This window comes from Nonomuraea sp. NPDC049129 (genome assembly GCF_040648495.1).
Lineage (GTDB): Bacteria > Actinomycetota > Actinomycetes > Streptosporangiales > Streptosporangiaceae > Nonomuraea.
In genome coordinates, this window is sequence record NZ_JBEZDU010000003.1 from 400,117 (window position 1) to 420,758 (window position 20,642).

The 20,642-nt window shown below is 70.0% G+C and carries 23 protein-coding genes and 1 riboswitch; of the genes, 7 read left to right on the forward strand and 16 right to left on the reverse strand.

What is annotated here, in order from left to right; translation table 11 throughout:
• Window positions 1-20: 20 nt before the first annotated feature.
• Together AB0B64_RS11270 and asnB are read left to right on the forward strand one after the other, a co-directional pair.
• Entirely contained in the window at window positions 21-389 is a 369-nt protein-coding gene (locus tag AB0B64_RS11270) for a hypothetical protein (RefSeq protein ID WP_357938432.1), read from the forward strand.
• A 154-nt stretch (window positions 390-543) separates the two neighbouring features.
• Complete coding sequence (gene asnB, locus AB0B64_RS11275) at window positions 544-2,358, forward strand: asparagine synthase (glutamine-hydrolyzing) (RefSeq protein WP_358176577.1); 1,815 nt, start codon at window positions 544-546, stop codon at window positions 2,356-2,358.
• A gap of 12 nt (window positions 2,359-2,370) precedes the next feature.
• Here the strand turns inward: asnB and AB0B64_RS11280 are convergent, their stop codons facing one another.
• The 11 genes from AB0B64_RS11280 to AB0B64_RS11330 all read right to left on the reverse strand — a co-directional run bounded on the left by AB0B64_RS11280 (window position 2,371) and on the right by AB0B64_RS11330 (window position 12,384).
• Window positions 2,371-4,605 carry a polysaccharide lyase 8 family protein gene (locus tag AB0B64_RS11280; RefSeq protein ID WP_358176580.1) on the reverse strand — a complete coding sequence of 745 codons (2,235 nt, stop codon included), beginning with the start codon at window positions 4,603-4,605 and terminating at the stop codon, window positions 2,371-2,373.
• 7 nt (window positions 4,606-4,612) lie between these two features.
• Complete coding sequence (locus AB0B64_RS11285) at window positions 4,613-5,116, reverse strand: hypothetical protein (protein ID WP_358176583.1); 504 nt, start codon at window positions 5,114-5,116, stop codon at window positions 4,613-4,615.
• A 495-nt stretch (window positions 5,117-5,611) separates the two neighbouring features.
• Window positions 5,612-6,349 (reverse strand): YcnI family protein, encoded by a 738-nt coding sequence (locus tag AB0B64_RS11290; RefSeq protein WP_358176585.1) that lies wholly within the window; start codon window positions 6,347-6,349, stop codon window positions 5,612-5,614.
• 67 nt (window positions 6,350-6,416) lie between these two features.
• On the reverse strand, window positions 6,417-6,995 hold the full coding sequence (locus AB0B64_RS11295) for an MFS transporter (RefSeq protein WP_358176588.1): 579 nt from the start codon (window positions 6,993-6,995) through the stop codon (window positions 6,417-6,419).
• Between the two features lie 2 nt (window positions 6,996-6,997).
• A complete protein-coding gene (locus AB0B64_RS11300) occupies window positions 6,998-7,519 on the reverse strand; it encodes a DUF305 domain-containing protein (RefSeq protein ID WP_357938421.1) in 522 nt (173 codons plus the stop codon).
• A gap of 238 nt (window positions 7,520-7,757) precedes the next feature.
• Window positions 7,758-8,582 (reverse strand): anti-sigma factor, encoded by an 825-nt coding sequence (locus AB0B64_RS11305; protein ID WP_357938419.1) that lies wholly within the window; start codon window positions 8,580-8,582, stop codon window positions 7,758-7,760.
• Window positions 8,579-9,106, reverse strand: a complete 528-nt coding sequence (gene sigK / locus AB0B64_RS11310; RefSeq protein ID WP_357938417.1) for an ECF RNA polymerase sigma factor SigK — start codon at window positions 9,104-9,106, stop codon at window positions 8,579-8,581. Before sigK ends, AB0B64_RS11305 begins: the two co-directional genes overlap by 4 nt.
• A 411-nt stretch (window positions 9,107-9,517) precedes the next feature.
• Complete coding sequence (locus AB0B64_RS11315; protein ID WP_357938415.1) at window positions 9,518-10,333, reverse strand: SAM-dependent methyltransferase; 816 nt, start codon at window positions 10,331-10,333, stop codon at window positions 9,518-9,520.
• A 121-nt stretch (window positions 10,334-10,454) separates the two neighbouring features.
• Window positions 10,455-10,895, reverse strand: coding sequence for a PaaI family thioesterase (locus AB0B64_RS11320; protein ID WP_357938413.1), 441 nt, complete (start codon window positions 10,893-10,895; stop codon window positions 10,455-10,457).
• Between the two features lie 422 nt (window positions 10,896-11,317).
• On the reverse strand, window positions 11,318-12,040 hold the full coding sequence (locus AB0B64_RS11325; protein WP_357938411.1) for a glycosyltransferase family 2 protein: 723 nt from the start codon (window positions 12,038-12,040) through the stop codon (window positions 11,318-11,320).
• Window positions 12,037-12,384 carry an STAS domain-containing protein gene (locus tag AB0B64_RS11330; protein ID WP_214635395.1) on the reverse strand — a complete coding sequence of 116 codons (348 nt, stop codon included), beginning with the start codon at window positions 12,382-12,384 and terminating at the stop codon, window positions 12,037-12,039. The genes AB0B64_RS11325 and AB0B64_RS11330 overlap by 4 nt, the downstream gene beginning before the upstream one ends.
• A gap of 223 nt (window positions 12,385-12,607) precedes the next feature.
• Here AB0B64_RS11330 and AB0B64_RS11335 point away from each other — a divergent pair, with 223 nt between their 5' ends.
• Window positions 12,608-13,009, forward strand: a complete 402-nt coding sequence (locus AB0B64_RS11335) for a hypothetical protein (protein WP_357938409.1) — start codon at window positions 12,608-12,610, stop codon at window positions 13,007-13,009.
• A 22-nt stretch (window positions 13,010-13,031) separates the two neighbouring features.
• On the opposite strand, the gene AB0B64_RS11340 is transcribed toward AB0B64_RS11335, so the two are convergent.
• Window positions 13,032-14,144: a HAMP domain-containing sensor histidine kinase gene (locus AB0B64_RS11340; RefSeq protein ID WP_357938407.1), complete on the reverse strand. Its 1,113-nt coding sequence runs from the start codon at window positions 14,142-14,144 to the stop codon at window positions 13,032-13,034.
• Window positions 14,141-14,878, reverse strand: a complete 738-nt coding sequence (locus AB0B64_RS11345; RefSeq protein WP_357938405.1) for a response regulator transcription factor — start codon at window positions 14,876-14,878, stop codon at window positions 14,141-14,143. The genes AB0B64_RS11340 and AB0B64_RS11345 overlap by 4 nt, the downstream gene beginning before the upstream one ends.
• A gap of 94 nt (window positions 14,879-14,972) precedes the next feature.
• On the opposite strand from AB0B64_RS11345, the gene AB0B64_RS11350 reads away from it, so the two are divergent.
• The 3 genes from AB0B64_RS11350 to AB0B64_RS11360 are packed head-to-tail and all read left to right on the forward strand — an operon-like array spanning window position 14,973 to window position 16,070.
• Window positions 14,973-15,146: a hypothetical protein gene (locus tag AB0B64_RS11350; protein WP_357938403.1), complete on the forward strand. Its 174-nt coding sequence runs from the start codon at window positions 14,973-14,975 to the stop codon at window positions 15,144-15,146.
• Window positions 15,143-15,364 (forward strand): DUF6412 domain-containing protein, encoded by a 222-nt coding sequence (locus AB0B64_RS11355; protein ID WP_357938401.1) that lies wholly within the window; start codon window positions 15,143-15,145, stop codon window positions 15,362-15,364. The genes AB0B64_RS11350 and AB0B64_RS11355 overlap by 4 nt, the downstream gene beginning before the upstream one ends.
• Window positions 15,365-15,416: 52 nt before the next feature.
• Entirely contained in the window at window positions 15,417-16,070 is a 654-nt protein-coding gene (locus AB0B64_RS11360) for a YidC/Oxa1 family membrane protein insertase (RefSeq protein WP_357938399.1), read from the forward strand.
• Window positions 16,071-16,073: 3 nt separating this feature from the next.
• On the opposite strand, the gene AB0B64_RS11365 is transcribed toward AB0B64_RS11360, so the two are convergent.
• A complete protein-coding gene (locus tag AB0B64_RS11365; protein WP_357938397.1) occupies window positions 16,074-16,505 on the reverse strand; it encodes an ATP-binding protein in 432 nt (143 codons plus the stop codon).
• A gap of 142 nt (window positions 16,506-16,647) precedes the next feature.
• Window positions 16,648-18,516: a PAS domain S-box protein gene (locus AB0B64_RS11370; protein ID WP_357938395.1), complete on the reverse strand. Its 1,869-nt coding sequence runs from the start codon at window positions 18,514-18,516 to the stop codon at window positions 16,648-16,650.
• 96 nt (window positions 18,517-18,612) lie between these two features.
• On the opposite strand from AB0B64_RS11370, the gene AB0B64_RS11375 reads away from it, so the two are divergent.
• Window positions 18,613-19,179, forward strand: a complete 567-nt coding sequence (locus AB0B64_RS11375) for a methylated-DNA--[protein]-cysteine S-methyltransferase (protein ID WP_357938393.1) — start codon at window positions 18,613-18,615, stop codon at window positions 19,177-19,179.
• A gap of 9 nt (window positions 19,180-19,188) precedes the next feature.
• On the opposite strand, the gene AB0B64_RS11380 is transcribed toward AB0B64_RS11375, so the two are convergent.
• Window positions 19,189-20,532, reverse strand: a complete 1,344-nt coding sequence (locus AB0B64_RS11380; RefSeq protein ID WP_357938391.1) for a cytosine permease — start codon at window positions 20,530-20,532, stop codon at window positions 19,189-19,191.
• Window positions 20,523-20,635, reverse strand: a riboswitch (TPP riboswitch). It overlaps the preceding gene by 10 nt.
• Window positions 20,636-20,642: the final 7 nt, after the last annotated feature.

Sequence of the window (20,642 nt, forward strand, 5' to 3'; positions counted from 1 at the left end):
TTGACGAAAAGAGCTGCGCGATGGATCCGAGCGTCATTCCCGCTCTGGCGGCGGTCATATCGGCGATTGTCGGCGGCGCCGCGGGCGAAGCCGGCAAGAATGCCTGGACCTCTTTGACGGGCCTCGTACGCCGCCGTTTCGGCGACGACGCCGTAGCCGCCATCGAAACAGCGCAAACCCCGGAGGAAACCGCCAAAAGCCTGGTCGAACGCGCCCAGGAAGACGCTGAATTCGGGCAGAACCTGACGTCGTGGACCACGGAGACGGCCAGACTCGTCCAGACCAAGCACGACGTGTCCAACACGATCAGCGGCGACGCCCGGATCACCGGCCCGGTGCTCCAAGCGGGCGACATTTTCGGGTCGATCAATTTCGGCAAATCCAGTTAGGCTGAAAGGTTCGCCCGATACCGCCATTCCAGCGGTTGAGCGCCTGATTTGTACGAGTCCTTCCGTTCCCGTTCATAGACCAACCGCCTACGCGCGGATACGTTGCACGTATCCCGATATGACGACACCCCCAAACCCTTGGGAGGACTCTCGCATGTGCGGAATCGCCGGATGGGTGGACTTCAGCCGCGACCTGGCCAGTGAACACGGCACCGCCCAGGCCATGACCGAGACCATGAGCTGCCGCGGCCCGGACGATCGGGGCTTGTGGCTCTCACCGCACGCCATACTCGGCAACCGGCGGCTCGCGGTCATCGACGTCGAGGGCGGCCACATGCCCATGACGGCCGAGGGCCCGGTCGTCATCACCTACAGCGGGGAGATCTACAACTTCGTCGAGCTGCGGGCCGAACTGGCGGCCAAGGGGCACCGCTTCCGCACCAGGAGCGACACCGAGGTCGTGCTCCACGGCTATCTGGAATGGGGCGCGGGTGTCGCCGACCGGCTCAACGGCATGTACGCCTTCGCCATCTGGGACGACCGCGCCCAGGAGCTCCTGCTGGTGCGCGACCGCCTGGGCGTCAAGCCGCTCTACTACTACCCGCTGCGCGACGGCGTGCTGTTCGGCTCCGAGCCGAAGGCGATCCTCGCCAACCCCCTGGTCGAGCCGGTGGTGGACACCGACGGCCTGCGCGAACTGCTCACCTTGGGCAGAAGCCCGGAGCGGGCCGTCTTCAAGGGCATGCGCGAGCTGCGCCCCGGCCACCTGCTGCGGGTACGCCGGGAAGGGCTGGCCATCCGCCGCTACTGGGCGCTGGAGCCGCGCGAGCACACCGACGACCTCGACGTCACCATCAGCACGATCCGCGCCCTGCTCGAGGACATCGTGGGCCGCCAGCTCGTCTCGGACGTGCCCCTGTGCAGCCTGCTGTCGGGCGGCCTGGACTCCAGCACCATCACCGCGCTCGCCAAGAAGCACGGGCAGATCCGGTCCTTCGCCGTGGACTTCGCCGGATACGCCGAGCAGTTCCAGCCCGACGAGCTGCGCGGTGATCCGGACGCGCCGTTCGTACAGGAGCTCGCGCGCTACGTCGACTCCGACCACACCGACATCATGCTCGACACCGCGGAGCTGACCGACCCGCGCCTGCGCTCGTCGGTGGTGCGCGCCTTCGACATCCCGAACTTCCTCGGTGACATGAACGGCTCCCTGTACATGCTGTTCAGGGCGATCCGCGAGCACTCCACCGTGGCCCTGTCCGGAGAGTCGGCCGATGAGCTGTTCGGTGGGTACGCGTGGTTCCACATGCCACAGGCGGTCGAGGCCGACACCTTCCCGTGGCTCGCGATGGTCATGCGTGACCACGATCCGGCCGATCTGCTCGACAGGGCGCTGTTCGACCGGCTCGACCTGCCGTCCTACACCGCGGACACTTACCGGAGCGCGCTGGCCGAGGTGCCGTACCTGCCTGGCCAGAACGCCCTCGAACGGCGGATGCGGGAGGTCTGCTACCTGCACCTGACCCGGTTCCTGCCGGTCCTGCTGGACCGCAAGGACCGGTTGAGCATGGCCGTCGGCCTGGAGGTCCGGGTGCCGTTCTGCGACCACCGGCTGGTCGAGTACGTCTTCAACACGCCGTGGGCGATGAAGACCTTCGACGGCCGGGAGAAGAGCCTGCTCCGCGCCGCCGCCGGCGACCTGGTGCCCGAGTCGATCCTGCGGCGGGTCAAGAGCCCCTACCCGGCGACTCAGGACGTCGCCTACGAGCAGGCGCTCCGCGACACGTTGAGCGACCTCGTCCGCGCCGGGAAGGCGCCGGTCCTGCCGCTGCTCGACGCGGCGGCCGTCAGGGAGCTCACCGCGGCCCCGGTCGGCAAGACGACCACGACGATGTCGAGGATGAGCCTGGAGCTGGCCCTGGACCTGAACGTCTGGCTCGAGTCCTACGGCGTCCGCCTGGACCTGTAGGCGAGGTCGCCCCTAGCCCAGCCGTACGGTGATCGTCTTCGAGCTGCCGCCCCGGTCCGACAGCCGCCCCCACCGGAGGGTGAGCCGCGCGCCCGTCGTGGCACTCACCAGGAGCGGATCGCCGCGCAGCACCCGGGTCACCGGCCGGTCCCAGGTCACGGTCAGCTCGCTCAGGTCGCGCCGGGGATCCGACACCGTCAGCGTGGCCGTGCCGTCGCCGCACTCCTTGACGAGGACCGCGCACGGAGCGGAGGCGGTCAGGCCACCGACCGCTCCGGCGTTCCAGAAGTTGACGGCGGTCAGGCCGAGCGATGGCACCTGGACACCCTGCTGGCGCGCGGTGTTGGCCAGGACGCGTAACCAGGTCGGGTCGGTGGCGCGGGCGCGGGTCCGCGCCGGGGTCGCGCCCGGGAGGAGCACGTAGAAGTAACCGGCCGCGTCCGGGTCGATCCCGTGGTCGAGCCAGAGGGTCACATAGCTCCGGGTCACCGAGCCGGCGGCGCGGTTCTCGCGCAGCGTGCGCAGGAGGCCGTGGAAGACGTAGCCGCCGTGGCCCGCCAGGTGCGCCCAGCCCGCCTTCTGGTCGAGGGTGAGGAGCGCGCCGGTCCGGCGGTTGTCCACGATGGTCTCGACCGGCACACCGTCCCGCCCGGTGATCCCGGCCCCCAGGCAGATCACGGCGTCATCGAGGAAGAACCACGACTTGAACGCCTCCATCGTGCTCTGGAGGCCGTTCAGGTGCTGGCCGACCGTCGCGTACCTGCCGTCCGTGGCGCCGCCAACCCAGCGGCCCGGCGGGCAGGTGTCGCCCCACGCCGCGCCGGCGCCGTCGGCCAGCCGCTTGGTGGAGACGGTCGTGCCCGGCAGGCGGTAGGGGTCGACGGTGGCCCAGAAGGAGTCGGAGTACTGGTCGCCGTGGCCCTTCGCCCACCAGTAGAGCATTCCCGAGCCGGTGTGCCAGCCGCGTAGGTTCTCGCCGTTGCCGTGCTCGTAGTGGCCGATCCGGTAGGAGGCCATGCTGAGCCCCGCGCACCAGCCCGGCCCCCGGTGGACGGCGCGGGCGCTCATCGGCAGCAATCTGTGCCCGGCCGGTTCCGGCGCGGCGGGGATCGTCTCGTCGTCCAGGATCGCGGCCAGGCGGGCGTGGAACCCCAGGTCGGCCTCTTCGAGCATCGGCTGGACCGTGTCACGTACCGCCCAGCCCTTGACCATGCCCTGCCAGCGGGTCCGGGCCGCGACGGGCGCCGCGTCCCCGAGCAGCAGGATCGCCGAGGCGATCAGCCGCCCCCTCCTGTGGTCGCCGTACGGATCCCGGCCGATCCCCCGCCCGCTGACCAGGTCCATGCAGAAGCCGTCGTGGATGAACGGCGCGAACGACCGCTCGACCATGTCGAAGAGGTTCGGGGCGGCGATCTCCCACGGAGTGCCGCGCAGCACCGCGAACAGCGTCGCGAGGCCGGACAGCATCACCATTCCGTATCCGCCCTGGTATGGGATGGAGGTGTGCTGGATGAACGAGCCGTCCCGGTAGAAGCCGTCGCCCTCGGTGACGTACGGGAAGACCGGCTCCAGCGCCGAGACGGCCAGCGCGGCCTTGTCCGCGTCGGCTCTGAGGATGGCCCGCAGCAGCGTCACCGTGCACAGGTCCACCCGGTTGGCTCCGGTGCTGTTGCCGCTGTAGTCGTCCAGGCGCCATTCGGGTACGAAGTGGTCCACAGCCTCGCTCAGCGCCCGGCTCTGCTGGTCCGTCAGGTGCGGGCCGATCAGCAGGGCCACGTCGAGGAGCCGCTTCGGGGTGCCGATCTGCCAGGGCCACCAGTTGCCGACCGGGCGGGCGCCCGCCGCGTACACCTGCCGCCGGTAGTGGTCGAGACCGGTGGCGACGGCCGCGGCCAGGCTCGCGTCGCCGGTCAGGCCGGTCCCGGGTAAGGCGTACGCACGGGCCATGGCCTGCAGCCGCACCGGGGTCTGGACGAAGGACGGGAACGCCAGGCCGGGCCAGAGCGACGTGCCGGTCGGCGCCATGGTGTCCCGGTAGCCGGCCGCCGTGCTGCCCAGTTGTACGAGCCTGGTCCGGTACGGCTCCGCGGTCGCGTCGAACCCCCCGCCCGCCGTCACGTCCCGCCACCGGCGGCGCAGGAGGGCGAAGTCCGCCGAGTGGGCCGATCCCCGCGCGTCGTGGACCAGCCCGCCGGCCACGGCGGCACCGCCGAGCCGGAGGAACAACCGCCTGGAGTACTCGTTCACGCAGGGATCAGTGGCCGGAGACGATCTGGATGAGCTGGGTGGCGGCGGAGAAGTCGGCGGTCAGCCGGTTCTTGGTCACCGCGAACTCGCGCAGCCGCTCCGGAGAGATCAGCCGCACACCGGGGACGTCGCCCATGAGCGCGGCGTACACGCGCGCGATGGCGCGGGCCGAGGTCTTGCCGCCCGCCGGGATGTCGGCCGCCAGAATGTCCGCCCGGTTGCCCAGAGCGGCCGACGGGAACGTTGCCGCCGGGCCCGCCCTGAACATCGGCGAGTCCGGCGGCATGCCCGCCATCATGTCCGCAGCGCCCTCCTGGTCCTCCAGCCGGGCCAGGCGGCCGTGCTCGGCGGCCGGCATGCCGAAGTAGAGCTCGTCGGCCACGCCCAGCGGCCCCACGGCGTCCACCACCTGCTCGCCGTGCTGGTAGACGGCGACCTGCACGCCACGTTCGGCTCCGGACTTGACCATCCGGTCGATGGCCTGCTGGACCTGCTGCTGGATGTCGCTCATCACCGCGCCCCTCCGCCTGCTGCTACCGCTGTCGCGGGTGTAGACAGGCTATGAACCGTTGCTAGCGCTCGCTACGCCAACCTGTGGTTGCCAGAAGAACTGTGATCGAAGCTTCCGACCGACCGCTACCGAAAGTAATCGTATGGTAATGTTCAGCAACGGCCGGGTGCCTGACTGGCGCTCGGTCCCCGCCCCCATTGGTGTTCGCACCAACGGGACAGCGTCCGGCGGGGCGGTGGCCCAAGAGCCGCACCCCATTTGGGAATGCGGAATCAGGCCCCGACAACGCGGCTCTCAACCACGGTCCGCCCGGCTCGCCGGACGGACGCGGCATCGGCTTCCACCGGATCGCCTCCCGACCTCGGCCGGAAAGCGACGAGGCTACGCTGATGTCCGTTTTACTCAGGTAAACACAGAGAGTTGAAGACGCTAACGGCCGGAAACTCATCGGGAAGGGCGTGACAGCGGCTTGTCATGCGGCCGGGGAGCGGCGCGTCAGGCGGCCGGGGAGCGCCGTCTGAGGCTCACCAGCCCCAAACCGCCGCCCAGGAGCCCGACGATGATGCCCGCCACGCCCATGACCCGGGCCGCGCCGTCGGACGTCGGCGACGATGAGGCGGACTGCTTCATCATGGCGACCGTCTGCTGCGCGGCGGGCGGAGCCGCCGTGGTCATGGCCATCCCGGCGTGCTCCCCGCCGGACGCCGCCGCCACCAGCTTCAGCGTGGGCAGCGGGTGCTCCGCCTCCGTGCCGTCGCTCTTGGGCGCGTCCGCCCACTTGACGACCTCGCCGCCGGTGTAGGTCTGCTCGGTCGGGAAAGCGATCTCGTCCACGTCCTTGGGCAGGGGCCCGACCGACACCTCGAACTCCTGGAACTGTCCCGGCTCGATCTTGCCACCCGTCCACGTGACCTTCAGGACGGATTCGGTGACCTTGTCCCCGTCGTCGGCGACCACGGGCTCGGGCAGCTTGCCCTCGGTCAGCTCGGCCTTCCAGCCGGGAACCGGCTTGACCGAGACGAAGGGCAGGGGATGGTCGGTGGGGAAGGTGACGACGAGTTTGGTGGTCGAGGCGTCGTCACGCTCGTTGGGCACCCGGAAGGCGAGCTTGGTCCAGCCGCCCTTCTCCGCGGTCCCGGGGTTGATCGTGACATGGGCGAGGGCGGGGATCGCGAGGCCCACCGTGAGGGCCAGGGCTGCCGCGGCTACGGTGCCGATTCGGCGGTAAAGCATGGGAGTCTCCACTTCGTTTTCGGAAATGCCGGACACGACGCGCTCGACTGCTCGCGTCGTTGAGGGGTCAGGCAGAACGAAGTGGGGGGCCGCGCCGTACGACCGCGTACCGCAACATGCGCTCGCGCGGCCGGTCGGGAACGAGATCCGCGGCCACGGGGGCGGCGGGCGGCCAGAGAGGGCCGACGACAGGCGTGAGGATCCGTACGGCGCGCGAGGCGAGACGGCGCAGCAACGACCAGAGGGCGGCCTCACCGCCGGCCAGCCACCACGCGGTCAGCAGCGTGGCGACGGCGTGACACAGGAACATGCCGGGCCAGGTGCTCTGGCCATGGACATCCGCCAGGTGCGGGGACTCGCCCGTCGAGGCGAACAGCACGTGCAGGCCCACCTGCCCCGTGCCGAGCAGCCCGATGATCAGCGGCTGGGATCGCTCCCTGTCGGCCATAGCGGTGGCCGCGACCAGCACGACGGCGCCCGCACCCGCGACCATGCCAGGCCCTGGGGCGTTGCCGCCCGCCAGCCAGTGCCCGATGGCGGACAGGGCCACGCAGACGACCGTGAACGAGGCCGACCGCGCAAGACGCATCGGCAGCCTGGCGCGCGTCGCACCCACCTGCCGCCGCGAGTCCTGTGTACGGGTCACGATCAGGCCTGGTGCTCCTTGATCTCCGCGATCTGGGCCGTCTGCTCGGAGACGAGCCGGGTCGCCATCTCAATCGTGGGACCGTGCTTCCCGCCGCTCTGGGCGGACGTGGCCATCATGACGCCGTGGTCGAGGTGCTGCGAGATCAGCGACAGCCAGAGCTTGTCGAAGGCCTTACCGGACTTCGGGGTCAGCTGGGCGACCTGGTCGGCGACGCCCTTGGTGTCCTCGGCCGGTACGGCCACCTGCCAGGACTTCAGCCACGACGACATCTTCTCGATGTCGGCCTTCTCGTTGGTCTCCAGCTTCTGGCTCAGTTCGCGTACGTACGGCGTGTCCGTGCGCTTCGCGACCAGCTCGGCCAGCTGGATGGTCTGCCGGTGATGAGTGATCATCTCCTGGCTGAAGGTGACGTCCTGCTGGTCGTAGGCGGCCATGGCGGCGGGCGCTCCCGCCGCCGACGCGGCACACCCACCGGCCAGTGTCGCGCAGAGCAGGGCGCCGACGATCGTGGTCCAACGCATGCTTCCCCTTGGGGGGTGTGGGGATGGGTCACGTGGAGATACGCGGTGCGCCGGATAACCGTTCAACAACGGGCCGGTCGGCGCGTCACTCACGAGATGGCCTCGAGTGACGCGCTCGCCGCCGCTGCCGTACCAGGTATTCGCGGCCGACCCCCGGATGGATGGGCAACCGTGGATGAGTGGCGATCGGGGTCAGGTGGTGGGCACCGTGCGGTGACCGTGTCGCGCGGTGACGGGGTCAGGTGGCGGGCAGGTTGACCAGGAACAGCGGCCGGGTGGTCGGCTGTGCGGAGCCGCCGGCCGGTTCGACGGTGACGCCGAGCTTGGCCACCCCGGGTCCCGGCGCGGCGATCACCGGCTGCGTGCGGCCTGCGGCGTCGGCGCTGAGCAGCCCGGCCGACCTGATCCGCCCAGGGGCCAGCTGCCAGAGCTGATAGACCTGGCCTTCCGGCAGATCGGCCAGCCCGGCGGCCAGGAACACCATCTTGCCCCGCGAGCGCGACACGACCACCGTGCCACGACCGCCCTGCTTGGCCGCGGCCGTGGCGATGCGGGAGTCCGGCGCGGTCAGCACCGCGGCGACCTCCTGGTTCATCCGCCGTACCTGGTCCAGCTCGTCACGGGCCTGCAAGGCGCCGACACCGAACACGACGGCCGCCGCCAGGCAGGCCGCGACGCCCACGGCCGCCACCAGCGGCCGCCACCGCAGCCGCGGCCGAGACCGTTGGGCCCGCCCCTGTGGGCGCCGCCCAGCCCGATGCTCGGGGCGCCGCGGTGTCCCCCAGCTGTCTTCCTGGGCGGGTACGGCGACGGTCGGCGGGACCTGCCGGACCTGGTCGATCTGGGCGAATACCCGCTCCTTGAGGCCGGGCGGCGGCTCGACGGCCACGGCGGAACCCAGCCGGGCCGCGGTCTCGGCGAACGCGGCGACCTCCAGCGCACACTCGGCGCACCCGGTCAGATGGTCCTCGAAGTGGCGCCGCTCCAGCTCGTCGTCGACGGCGTCCAGCGCGTACGCGCCGACCAGCGTGTGCGGATCGGGCCCGCCGGTCATGCCTCTCATCGCTCCACCCCCAGGCAGTCGCGCAGCCGGATCAGCCCGTCGCGCATCCTGGTCTTCACCGTCGCGAGCGGGACTTTGACCAGCTCAGCGACCTCACGATAGGAATATCCGCCGTAATAGGCGATGGTGACCGACTCTCGCTGCAACGCGGTCAGGCCCTGCAGGCAGCGGCGCAGGCGCTCGCGTTCGAGCCGGGTTTCGACGGATTCGGCGACCTCGTCGAAGGGCCGGTGCACGTCCATCCGGGCCGCTCGCTCCTCGCGATCCATACTCGCCTGAGCCGAACGGACCCGGTCGATCGCCCGGCGATGCGCGATCGTCAGCACCCAGGCCATCCCCGAGCCCCGGCCCGACTGGAAGCGCGCGGCGTTGCGCCACACCTCCACCAGGACCTCCTGAGCCACCTCCTCGCTCTGGGCCCGATCCCGGAGCACCCGCAGCACAAGCCCGAACACGCGCGGCGCCACGACCTCGTACAGCCGCTCGAACGCCGCCCTGTCCCCCCGCGCGACGTCCTCCAGCAACTCCTCGACCCCAGGGACCCGCTCGCCTCCCCAGCCCGGCTCACGTCCCGCTTCGACGCGGCCCGAGGCACGTCCTGCCTCGCCACGGCCCGAGGTACGCCCCGGCGCGCTGCGGCCCGGCGACGCACGCCGGGCGTCAAAACCGCCCGACCCACGTCCCGCCTCACCAGGACCCGACGACCCATACCGGGCCTCGAAATCCCCCGACCCACGGCCCTCGCCGCGACTCGATGGCCCATACCGGGCTTCGAAACCCCCCGACGCACGTCCCGGTTCGATACGGCCCGACGTGGGTCCCGGTTCAATGCGGCCCGGTTCGCGTCCCGCTTCCATGCACCCTCCCGCCGTGACCGACGTGGCGCCGGTCACAGGTGGTTCGGATCAGAGAGCGCGATGGATGTCCTGGAGCTCCTACGGCTTTCGCGCGACCCCGCACACCGCGCTCACCAGCTTGGACGGCTCGTCCCACGCGTCACTGCGCCGCCGCCACTGGGGAGTGGGTACGACGCCGGGCTCGACAAGCTCAAGCCCCTCGAAGAACGTACCCATCTGGGCGGGACTGCGCAGGTGATAGGAGTTGGCGGCCGCCTTGTTGTAGGCGCTGACGGCCTCCATCAGGGCCGGGTTGGTGTTGGTGCCGTCGCTGAGCACGAGGTAGCTGCCCGGCGATAACGCGGCCATCAGCCGGTCGACGATCCCCCACGGGTCGTCCTCGTCGGGCACCTGCCCGGCGATGCTCAACATCACCAGGGCGATGGGCTGACTGAAGTCGAGAGTCTTGGCCGCGCCTTGGAGGATGACATCGGGGTTGCGTACGTCGGCGTCGATGTAGGCGGTGACGCCCGGCTCGGTGCTGGTCAGCAGGGCACGGGCGTGGACCAGCACGATGGGATCGTTGTCGACGTAGACGACCCGGGTCTCGGGGGCGGTGCGCTGAGCGACCTCGTGGATGTTGTTGGCCGTCGGCAAGCCGGTCCCGATGTCCAGAAATTGCCGGACTCCGGCCTCTTCCACCAGGTACGTGACCGCGCGGATGAGGAACTCCCGCTGCAGCCGAGCAACCTCGGCGAAGTCAGGAAATGTCCGAAGCAGCAGCTCACCGGCCTCGCGGTCGGGCGCGAAGTGATCTTTGCCGCCCAGCAGATAGTTCCACACGCGGGCTGAATGGGGGATGGTCGTGTCAATGCGTTCCCATGCGGACTGGCCGGTGGGGATGTCATCGCTCATGACACTCCATTCCTGAGGTTGACCGCGGCCCCCGGCCACGCTCGTCCAAGAGCCACTTTAGTGGTCTCTACGGGCATAACGCGTACGAGATATCAGTCGGCGACCGAGTGCCACATTCTCCTCAATCCCGGCGGGTCTGGAGGTGGGCGGTCGCGGTCGCCACGGCCACGGTCTTGCCATCGGGCGCGATGAGCTCGCCGGCCAGGAAGCACACCTCCCTGCCGCGCCGCACCACCCGCCCCCGGCCGGTGAGCCGCCCCGGCCGCGCCGGGCGGAGGTATTGGACGTGCAGGTCGAGGGTGACCGCGAACTGGTCTTCCGGCAGCGTCGCGACCAGCGCCGGCCCCAGTGTGTCGTCGAGCATCGCGGCGAGGAAACCGCCCTGGATCACCCCGACGGGATTGACGAACCGCTCGCTCGCCTCGAACGCCACCTCGATGGTGCCCCGCTCGGGATCCACCTCGATCAGCTGCCAGCCCAGGGTCTCGGCCGCGGCCGGCGGCGGGACCCGCCCGGCCAGCACATCCCAGAATGGCCCGCGCCGCCGCGGTTCGGTGTCCATGAACACAGTGAACAGACCCGCACCGACAGTTCCGCCACTGTTCCGCCACGGCCCCGCGGTCGGCAGCTCGAACAAGCCATCCGACAGCTCCAACAGACCGTCCGGCAGCTCGCACGAACCATCCGGCAGCTCGCACGAACCATCCGGCAGCTCGCACGAACCGTCCGACAGCTCGAACAGGCCGTCCGGCAGCTGAACAAGCCGTCCGGCAGCTCGAAGGCAGCGCACATCACGCCGTCAGCGGCCACCAGCACGTCGCCGGTCACGGCGCTGCCGTCGATCACGGTGCTGCCGTCGGCGAAGCCGGCGCAGCGCAAGCCCGATGCCCCCCAACCACCGATGCCCACAAACCGGGAAAACCGCCCATTTCCCGGCCGATCAGGAAAGTTGGGGAAGTTTGCCAGGTAAAGGAGCGGAGGGGGCTAGCGCTTTGGGCGGATTTTGTCGAGGTTTTGGGTGATTAGCGGCTCCCGAGTGGCGAGCGCGCGTGCCACATCCCGTAGCTGCTTGGCCCGATGCACCTGGGCCCGCCAGTCCGTGCCGGAGGCCCGATGGGCCATCTCCACCTCGACCTCCTCCACCCGATAGCCCTTGCGCAGCAGGTCGATCGTCAGCGCCGTCTCCACGCCGAACCCGTGCGCCAGCGGCCGGGCGGCCTCGAAGGCGTCTCTGGTGATGCAGCGCTGGCCGTTGAGCGGCTGAGCGGGCTCGAAGCCGGTGGCCCTGCGGATGCCGTCCCTGGACAGGCGGACGACCAGGCCGTGGCCGCCCAGCTTGACGCGGGTGGCGAAGACCGCGATGGTCATGTCGGCCGTGCCGGCGCGCACCGGTTCGATCAGCGGGGAAGCGGCCCGGGCGGTGTCGCCCAGGTCGGCGTCCAGGAAGAGTAAGTGGTGCGGCGTCTCACCGTCGAGCAGGCGCACGGCTTCGGCGCCCGACTCCATGGCCGCCGCCTTGCCGCGGTTGCGGCTGTGCCGGACCACCCTGGCCCCCGCCGCCCGCGCCACCCGGCCGGTCTGGTCGGTCGAGCCGTCGTCGACGACCACGACCAGATCGACGCCGGGCAGCGCGAGGGCCGCGGTGACCGTGGCACCGATGCGGTCGGCCTCGTCCTTGGCCGGGACGATAACTGCCGTATCCTTCATGACCCCTCGGAGATGAGGAACTCCTGCGGCACCTCGTCATGCACGGTGAAGACCGAATCGAGACCGGTGACCTGCAGAATCTTGCGTACGGCCGGCCGTGGGGCGGCGACGTCGAGCGCCCCGCCCTGCTCCTTGACGCGTTTCAGCGCGGACAGCAAGACGTTCATCCCCGTGGAGTCGCAGAAATCCACGCCGGACATGTCGATGACCACGCGGCTGGGCCCGTCCTGCAGTAGCCGAGCGAACTCCGCCTGCAGGTGGGGTGCCGTATAGAGGTCGATTTCACCGGTGATGGCGACTAGCGCATGGCCGGCATGTGATCGAGTCGAGACCTTGAGCTCCACATGGGCAGGCTAGCGGCGCGGAGGCTTCCGGTCACGTTGTCACGCCGATAGGGCAACCTCAGGATTTTGTCCTCCGTTTGGACTCCATGAAAACAGAGAGTACGCGAAGCTTGACTGTGTGACACCGGCATGGCCGGAGAGGGGGGCGGCCCGGCACCTCGCTTCTGGTCACTACTTCACTTGAGAAGGAGGGGCCGGGCGAGACCCACGGGCCCGAGCATTCATGAGAACAGAGAAACCCGAAGACCCGCACCGACGACGGCTCCGCGAACGGCTGGAAGCCATCCTCATCCGCACAGAGAAGGCCACCTCGTGGCATGACAGAGTGGGGCGCCTGCGTAGTCTGATCAATCACGAAGGCTTCGTCCCCGTACACACGAAACTCGCCGGCGAGGACCTCGACTTCCTCGCCGACGCCCGCGACGACCTGCTCAGATTCTCCGAGCTCGGGCTGCGGCTGTTCGACCTCCACCAGCCGCGCGACGCGGGCGGCATCACGAGCGACGCCGAGCACCCCATCCTGCGGTGCCGGAGTTGCATGTGGCGCTGGCCGTGCCCGACGTTCCGCGCGATGTCGGAGTCGTTCGGCGCCGGTCACGACAGCGCACTTCCGGAGTCCGGTTGAAGTCCCAAACCTGACGGGCGCGCTATCCCGAGACCAGCGGCAGCCGGATCTCGAAGCGGCAGCCCGGCCCGTCGTTGACCACACCGATCACCCCGTCGTGCGCCTCCACGATGCCCTGCGCGATCGCCAGGCCGAGCCCGGCCCCGCCGTCTTTGGTCGGGGTCCGGGCCGCCTCGCCCCTGAAGGCCACCTCGAACACCCGGTGCAGGTCCTCGTCGGGGATCCCTCCGCAGCAGTCGCTGACCGACAGGCACGCCATGCCCGAGTCGACGGCCGCCCGCAACACGACCGTGCGGTCCGACGGCGTGTGCCGGATCGCGTTCACGACGAGGTTGCCCAGCGCCCGGCTCAGGGCGTTCGGGTCCGCCCGCACGGGGACCGCCTCGGCCGCCTCGGCGGTCAGTCGCACCCCCTTGGCGCGGGCCAGCGGCTCGGCCCCGGCGAGCGTGTCGGCGACCAGGTCGGCGAGCCCGATCCGGGCAGGGGTGAGCCGCAGCGCTCCGGCGTGGATCCGCGACAGCTCGAACAGGTCGTCGACCATCGCCGAAAGCCGCTCCACCTCCAGCTTGATCTGGCCGTGATAGCGCGCGACGGTCCTGCGGTCGGACACCACGCCGTCTTCGAGCGCCTCGGCCATCGCCCGCAGCCCGGCGAGCGGAGTGCGCAGGTCGTGGCTCACCCAGGCGACGAGCTCGCGCCGAGCCCCTTCCAGGGCGCGCTCCCGTTCGTACGCCTCCTCCAGCGTGTTCGCGATCGTCTGCAGCTCCGACGGCAGCCCCTTGGGCGCGGTGAACGGCAGATCGCGTACGGCCGCCACCAACCGCCTGCTCTCCCCCACGACCCGTCTGGCCAGCACGAACGCCACCCCCAGCCCGACCAGCCCGCCGACGGCCACCACGCTGAGCACGATGTCCCTGACCGCGCCCTCGATGATCATCTTGAGCGTGATCGCCACCACGCCGGCGAGCGTCGCCACGATCGCGACCACCATGACGACGGCCAGCATGACCCCGATCGAGCGAGTACGCAGCCGCCACATGACGGACACGCCCAGGATCCCCACCAGCAGCCCCAGCCCCGCCGTGACCGCCACGATCATCCCCAGATCGCTCATCACCGCGGGATGGGGAGTCACGACGCACCGTCGAGTGGGTCGCCAGCGATATGTGGGTCACCGGCGGGTTCGAGCGGTTCGTACCGGTATCCCACGCCCCAGACCGTGACGATCCGCCGCGGCGCGGTCGGATCCGGCTCGATCTTCTCCCGTAGCCGCCGGACGTGCACGGTCACCGTGGAGGAGTCCCCGAACGACCATCCCCACACCTGGTTGAGCAGCGCCGACCGGCTGAACGCCTGCCGAGGGTTGCGCACGAGGTAGGCCAGCAGGTCGAACTCGCGGGCGGTGAGCAGCACCTCGGCCCCGCCCAGCCGTACCTCGTGGGCCCCGACGTCGACCACCAGGTCGCCGTCACGCAGCACGCCCGTGCCGCCCGTGACCGAGGCGCCGCGGGCGCGGCGCAGCACCGACTGGACGCGCAGCGCCAGCTCACGCGGGCTGAAGGGCTTGGTCACATAGTCGTCGGCGCCGGTTTCGAGCCCGACCACCCGGTCGATCTCCTCACCGAGCGCGGTCAGCATGATCACCGGCACCGGCCAGCGCTCCCTGAGCTTCCTGCACACCTGCAGCCCGTCGATCTTCGGCAGCATCAGGTCGAGCACCATCAGATCCGGCGGGCTGGCCAGCGCCCGCCGCAGCGCCTCGGCGCCGTCGCCCACGCACTCGACCTCGTGCCCGTCGCGCTCCAGATATCGCGCCACGACTTCGGCCACGGTCGGGTCGTCGTCGACCACCAGGATGCGCGTGTTCACCCTTTCACCGTACGGCGGGAGCGTGCCGAATCGACACTTACGTCATTGCTTCGTAAGCCTCGCGGATCATGCTCGCAGGACGTACGGTGGGCGCATGAGTCGCGTCGTCATGCTCGTGCTGGGGGCCCTCCTGGGCCTCTTCGTGCTGTTCAATTTCGTGATCCCCATGATCATGGGCCTGGTCAAGGTCGCCCTCATCATCGGTGTGGTCGCCCTTCTGGTGTTCATCGCCGTCACCTTGGTCGGGAAGTCGTCCTCGTCACGGTGACGCTTTTCCTGTTCGACCCCTGGCTCATCGGCGTGACCATGGTGGCGATCCTGCTGCTCGCCACCTGGGCCGCCCGGCTGCTGCCCGCCATCGGCGGCGACGCGCCCGGGTTCCCGCTGATGTACGCCCGGCGCACGGCCTTCCAGCGCCAGCGCCATCCCGCGGCGGCAGGCCGGCCACGGCCACGAGCCCCGTCATCGCGCCCCGCTTCCGGCTAAGCGGGGCTCTCTTCAGTGAGCCCTGATCCATCTCTCTTTGATTGAAGGGCTCATGTTCGACTCTTTCGTGTCATTTCTGCTGGCCGTGGCCGGCGACAACGCCGCCGTGGCCATCGTGCTGTTCACCGTGGCCGTACGCCTCCTGCTGCTGCCGCTCAGCATCCGCCAGGCCCGCGCCGCACAGGTCCAGAAGCGCTTGGCGCCCAAGCTGGCCGAGCTGCGGAAGCGGTGGTCGCGCAACCCCGAGCGGCTGGCCAAGGAGACCACCAAGCTGTACGCGAAGGAAGGCACCTCACCTTTCGCCACGATCCTCCCGGGATTGGGGCAGCTTCCGTTCATCTGGGTGATGTATCGGGTCGCCACGCACCCGACCGCTTTCCTGGGCCATGACCTGCTGGGCGCCCCTTTGGGGCAGCATGTGGCGGGAATCGTCACCAATTACGGTCTGGTTAGTGTGCCATTTTCGGTCTTCGCCGTGGTCATCGCGCTGATCGCGGTCGTGGCGTGGATTTCAGCCCGCAAAGTCAGTGCCACACTGCCCGACGAGCAGCCCGCGCTGATCCGCAGGATCATGCCGCTGATGCCGTTCGGCACGGTGCTGGCCGCCGCGGTGCTACCGCTGGGCGCGGCGCTCTACCTGTTGATCTCCACGGCGTGGACCGTGGGAGAGCGCGCGATCCTGGCCGGCCGGCCGCTGAGCGCGTAGCCGCTATCCGGCCTCTCGCAGTGCGTGGACCTGCCCGTTCATCAATCCGTTGGGGGCGTGCAAGATCGCCCACACCGTCGTGATGTCACCGTCGTGGCGGACTCCCCAGCTCTCCGCGACGTACTCGACGATGCCGAGTCCCCTGCCCCCGAGCGACGACAGAGTCGGCCGGCCGGCACGGGGCTCGGTGGCCGCGCCGCCATCGCTCACAGCGACCTCGATGTGTTCGTCGCTCCGCAGCCAGGCCACCCTGACCATGCCCGACGGCAGCGGATGCGCATGCCGTAGCGCGTTGCTCAGCAGCTCGCTCACCACGAGGACGGCATCGTCGATCGCGGTGGCGAAAACACCGCGATCCTGCAGGTCAGTGCTCAGACGCTGGCGGGCGACGGCGACACTGGACGGCGCGTACGGCAGTAGCACCACGCTTGACACACCCACCTCCCCGCTCCCAGTGCCCCCCACGGGAACACTCCCCGGTACGACCGAAATGCCCCGTTACTCGATCCCAGAAACCGCATCTCGATCACAGCTTGTACACATCGGACGATAGATCAGCGTAACCGTTACCACCTCGTTACCGCATCGGTGTGTCGGATCGGATAGGGGAAGCGTTGCCCAACACGAGCCGCATTCGAGTGCCTCCACCGGGTCGCGGATGGGCACTCACATCGCCGCCCTGAGCCCTGGCCAGACTGCGGACAATGTAGAGCCCGAGGCCGACTCCGCCGAACCTGCGGCGGTCACCGCTGTCGACCTGGACGAACCGCTCGAAGACCCGCTCCCGGTCCGGCGCGGCGATGCCGACGCCCTCATCGTCCACGACCACGACCACGGCGTCGTCCTCGGGCCAGGCGCCCACGCTGATCAGGCCGCCCGTCGGCGAATACTTGAAGGCGTTCTCCAGCAGCTGGCCGAGGATGATGTCGGTGGCGAGCGCGTCGCCTCTGACGTACGGCAGCGCGTCGGGGATGGCCACCTCCACCCGGTGCCTGTCGGACAGCACGGGCAGCCCGAGCGTGGCCGCGTGGATCCGCTCGGCCAGATCGAACGCCTCGATGCGCACCGGCGGCTCGTCGGCGCCCGCCCTGGCGCCGAGCAGCAGGTGGTCCATGAGCTGGCCGAGCGACCTGGCCCGCTCGGCGATCGTGTGGACGGCGGAGCGCCGCTCGGTGTCGTTCAGCTTGTCCCAGCGCGCGTCGAGCGTGCTGGCGAACCCGCGCACGATCGTGATGGGCGTGCGCAGCTCGTGGCTGGTCGTGGCCAGGAACAGGTCCTTGGCCTCCTCCAGCTCCTTGGCCGTGGTCACGTCGCGGAAGTCGACGACCACCTCTCCGGTCTCCACGATCTGGGCGCTGACCACGTCCAGCCAGCGCCCGCTCTCCAGCTGGTAGGTGAGCTTCTCTCCCGGGCTGGGCAGCGGGAAGGGCAGCGGCCCGCCGATGACGGCCTCTCCCGGCGTCGCGGTGAGCTCGGCGGCGGCCGGGTTCCACTGGCTGACCCGCCCGGCGCGGTCGAGCACGGCGATGCCGTCGGCGCTGGCGTCGAACACCGCCCGCTCGTGCGCCCGCTGGCGTACGGCCTCCTGATAGGCCACCGCGTTGCCGACCGCGATGCCGGCGTGCCCGGCCAGCAGCTCCAGGAGCTCGAGCTCCAGATGGCCGGGCTTGTGCTCGGCGAACAGCGCGTACAGCGCCCCGTAGGGACGGCCACCGACCGCCGCCAGGCCGAGCGCGATCGTGTGCAGCCCGTCGAGCTCGGCCCACACCAGGTCGCCAAGCCCCTGCGACTCCAGCATCACCGTCTTCCCGGTACGTAAGAGCTTGCCGACCAGGCTGGTACGCAGCTCGGCCGTCACGTCCTTGAGCGAGTCGGGCAACTGGTGCGCGCTCACCAGCCGCAGCCGCTCGCCCTCGATGAGCACGAAGCCGCCCGCGTCGGCGCCGGTCAGCTCGGTCAGGCTGGCCGCGATGCGGTCGAGCACCGTGGACAGCTCCAGCTCGGCGTTGATGTCGCCGACCACGTCGGTGAGCCGGCGCACCAGCCGGGCCCGCCGCGCCATGCGGTTCCTGGCGGCCTCGTCAGCCTCGGTCAGATGGTGCACGAAGACGTAGCCCGCCACGGCGCTGCCCGTGAGCAGCGCGCTCGTGTCGACCCTCAGGTCGAGCACGGTGCCGTCCCTGCGCAACCGCTTGGTGCGCAGCGACACCTGGCCGCCCGTACGCACCCGTTCGAGCACCGCGTTGTGCTCCGCTGTCAGCTCCCCCGGCACGATCGGCGCCCTGCGGCCCAGCATCTCCTCGGCCGACCAGCCGAAGAGCCGCTCCGCCGCCCGGTTCCAGACGAGTACGGTCTGGTCCCTGTCGAGCGCGACCACGGCGTTGGGCGAGCTGGCGAGCACCGCGCGAGCGATCTCATCGTCACTGCCTGCTCTGTCGTCACCCACACCTCCATAGTGCCTGTGGCGTGCGGCGTTCGTCGGGCGATCCGTCCGATACGCTGCGGGCACGGCCTTTCAGGGCGGCGGAAGAGGGTGGCGGGTATGTCCAGTGGAGACCTCGATGCCCTGCTGCGGGTGACTTCCGCCACCTATCGCGGCGAGGTGCCGCCCGATGTGGCGTTCGGCACCTATGACGGCGCGGTCGGCCGGCTGGTGCTGGCGGTGAGCGGCAAGGGCATCGTGGCGTGCAGCTTCGAGTCGGAGGACACCGTCTTCGAGTTGGTCGTCCGGCATGTGGGCGCGTTCGTCGGGCCCGACCCCGGGCGGCTCGATCCGGTGCGCAGGGAGCTCGACGCCTACTTCTCCGGGCGCCTGCGGGCCTTCGCCACGCCGGTGGACCTGTCCATCGCCACGACGTTCGCCCGCACGGTGCTGCAGAAGACCATGGCCGTGCCCTACGGGGAGACGGCGACCCTCGACGAGATCGGCGAGAGCATCGGCCGCCCGCGCGCGCTGCGCGCGGTCGGCAACGCGCTCAACGCCAACCCCGTCTGTGTGGTCGTGCCGTGCCACCGGATCGTGCCGGGCGACGGCGAACTCGGCGACTACGCGGGCGGCCAGGCCGCCAAGCGTCATCTCCTCAACATCGAGAAACGCTCGCGGGCCTGAGGTACGTACTCAACGACGCGTGATCGACGCGCGCCTGGTCGCCCAGCCGATCGCCAGCGTCACCAGAGCCGCCACGAGAGCCGCGCCCAGGGCCCCGTTCATCCACGGCTGCCTGGTGAACCCGATGGCCTCGCGTACGGCCGCCCAGAGGCCGTCCCACTGCGCGACCGTGGGCGTGGAGGTGGTCAGCCAGTAGGCCACGAAACCGAGCGCCCAGGGCACCAGCATGGACCAGCGAGCGGGCGCGTCCTCGTCGGTGTTCCACCCCGAGGATCCGCCGAGCAGGAAGTAGTCGACCGCCAGCACCGCGAACATCGGCACGAACACCGCACCGATCACGCCCAGGAACGCCCCGTACGAGTTCACGTCGACCACCAGCGCGATGGCGGTGGTCAGCACGCCGATGGCGATCGAGAAGACCCGCCGGTCGACGCGCGGCATGAGGTTCTGCAGGGACATGGTCGTGGAGTAGACGTTCGCGAACGACTGGTCGGCCTCCCGCAGCACCAGGATCGCGAAGAACAGCGCGCCCAGCGGCACCGCGACGAACGCCCCGAACACGGCCGTGCCGTCGGCGGCCACCGCGGCGGACCCGGCGATGGCCACCGCGTAGACGCCCAGCCCCAGGCAGGCGACCTGGGCCAGCGTGTAGCCGCCGACCACGCCCGCGAAGGCCGCCTGGCTCGACCTGGAGTGCCGGGCGAAGTCGGCGGCGATCGGCACCCACGAGACCGACAGCGCGATGACGTAGTCGACCGCGGGCGCGAAAGCCGTCCACGACCCGCCGCCCTGCGGGGGAGCCTTCGACAGGAACGCCACCGCGAACCAGACCAGCGAGATGATCACCCCGATGGTGACGTAACGCCGCAGCAGCCGGACCGACCCGAGCGGCCAGATGGTCAGCGACGTGGTCAACGCCCCCGCCACCACCACCCACACCTGGTACGGCACCACGTCGCCGAAGATGGCCATCGCACCCTTGGCGATCACCCACAGCTCGAAGGCGCCCCACCCGATCATCTGGACGATGTTGAGCACGGTCGGGATGTAGGACAGCCGCGCCCCGAACAACCCGCGCAGCAGCACCATCGCCGGCCGCCCGGTCTGCGTGCCCGGGATGGCCGACAGCCCCACCATGGCCGTGCCGACCAGACTGCCGACGAGCGCGGCGAGCAGGGCGGCGGTCAGGCTGAGCGGGCTGCCGCCGAGCGGGTCGAGCAGGAACAGCGCGCCGCTGAACCCCAGCAGGCTCACCGCCAGGTTCGCCCACAGGGCCCCCTGGTCGAGCAGCCCGAGCGTCTTGGGGGGCGTCCCTTCGAGGGTCAGCGGGACTTCGTCGACGACATGCGTCATCTCACACTCCCTACGCCGGCATTACCCGGACAGGTTCATGCGGTCGGCGACAGATCAGTCGCCCTCTCAGCCCGGTGCACCCCGAGCTCCCGCGGTTTGTGTAGTTGTCG

Coding starts and splice junctions, on each gene's coding strand:
- AB0B64_RS11380 (WP_357938391.1), bottom strand. CDS start 20,532: ATGACGCATGTCGTCGACGAAGTCCCGCTGACCCTCGAAGGGACGCCC.
- AB0B64_RS11320 (WP_357938413.1), bottom strand. CDS start 10,895: ATGGACACCGAACCGCGGCGGCGCGGGCCATTCTGGGATGTGCTGGCC.
- AB0B64_RS11285 (WP_358176583.1), bottom strand. CDS start 5,116: ATGAGCGACATCCAGCAGCAGGTCCAGCAGGCCATCGACCGGATGGTC.
- AB0B64_RS11375 (WP_357938393.1), top strand. CDS start 18,613: ATGTCCAGTGGAGACCTCGATGCCCTGCTGCGGGTGACTTCCGCCACC.
- AB0B64_RS11325 (WP_357938411.1), bottom strand. CDS start 12,040: ATGAAGGATACGGCAGTTATCGTCCCGGCCAAGGACGAGGCCGACCGC.
- AB0B64_RS11305 (WP_357938419.1), bottom strand. CDS start 8,582: ATGAGAGGCATGACCGGCGGGCCCGATCCGCACACGCTGGTCGGCGCG.
- AB0B64_RS11290 (WP_358176585.1), bottom strand. CDS start 6,349: ATGCTTTACCGCCGAATCGGCACCGTAGCCGCGGCAGCCCTGGCCCTC.
- AB0B64_RS11315 (WP_357938415.1), bottom strand. CDS start 10,333: ATGAGCGATGACATCCCCACCGGCCAGTCCGCATGGGAACGCATTGAC.
- AB0B64_RS11270 (WP_357938432.1), top strand. CDS start 21: ATGGATCCGAGCGTCATTCCCGCTCTGGCGGCGGTCATATCGGCGATT.
- AB0B64_RS11360 (WP_357938399.1), top strand. CDS start 15,417: ATGTTCGACTCTTTCGTGTCATTTCTGCTGGCCGTGGCCGGCGACAAC.
- AB0B64_RS11350 (WP_357938403.1), top strand. CDS start 14,973: ATGAGTCGCGTCGTCATGCTCGTGCTGGGGGCCCTCCTGGGCCTCTTC.
- asnB (WP_358176577.1), top strand. CDS start 544: ATGTGCGGAATCGCCGGATGGGTGGACTTCAGCCGCGACCTGGCCAGT.
- AB0B64_RS11300 (WP_357938421.1), bottom strand. CDS start 7,519: ATGCGTTGGACCACGATCGTCGGCGCCCTGCTCTGCGCGACACTGGCC.
- AB0B64_RS11335 (WP_357938409.1), top strand. CDS start 12,608: ATGAGAACAGAGAAACCCGAAGACCCGCACCGACGACGGCTCCGCGAA.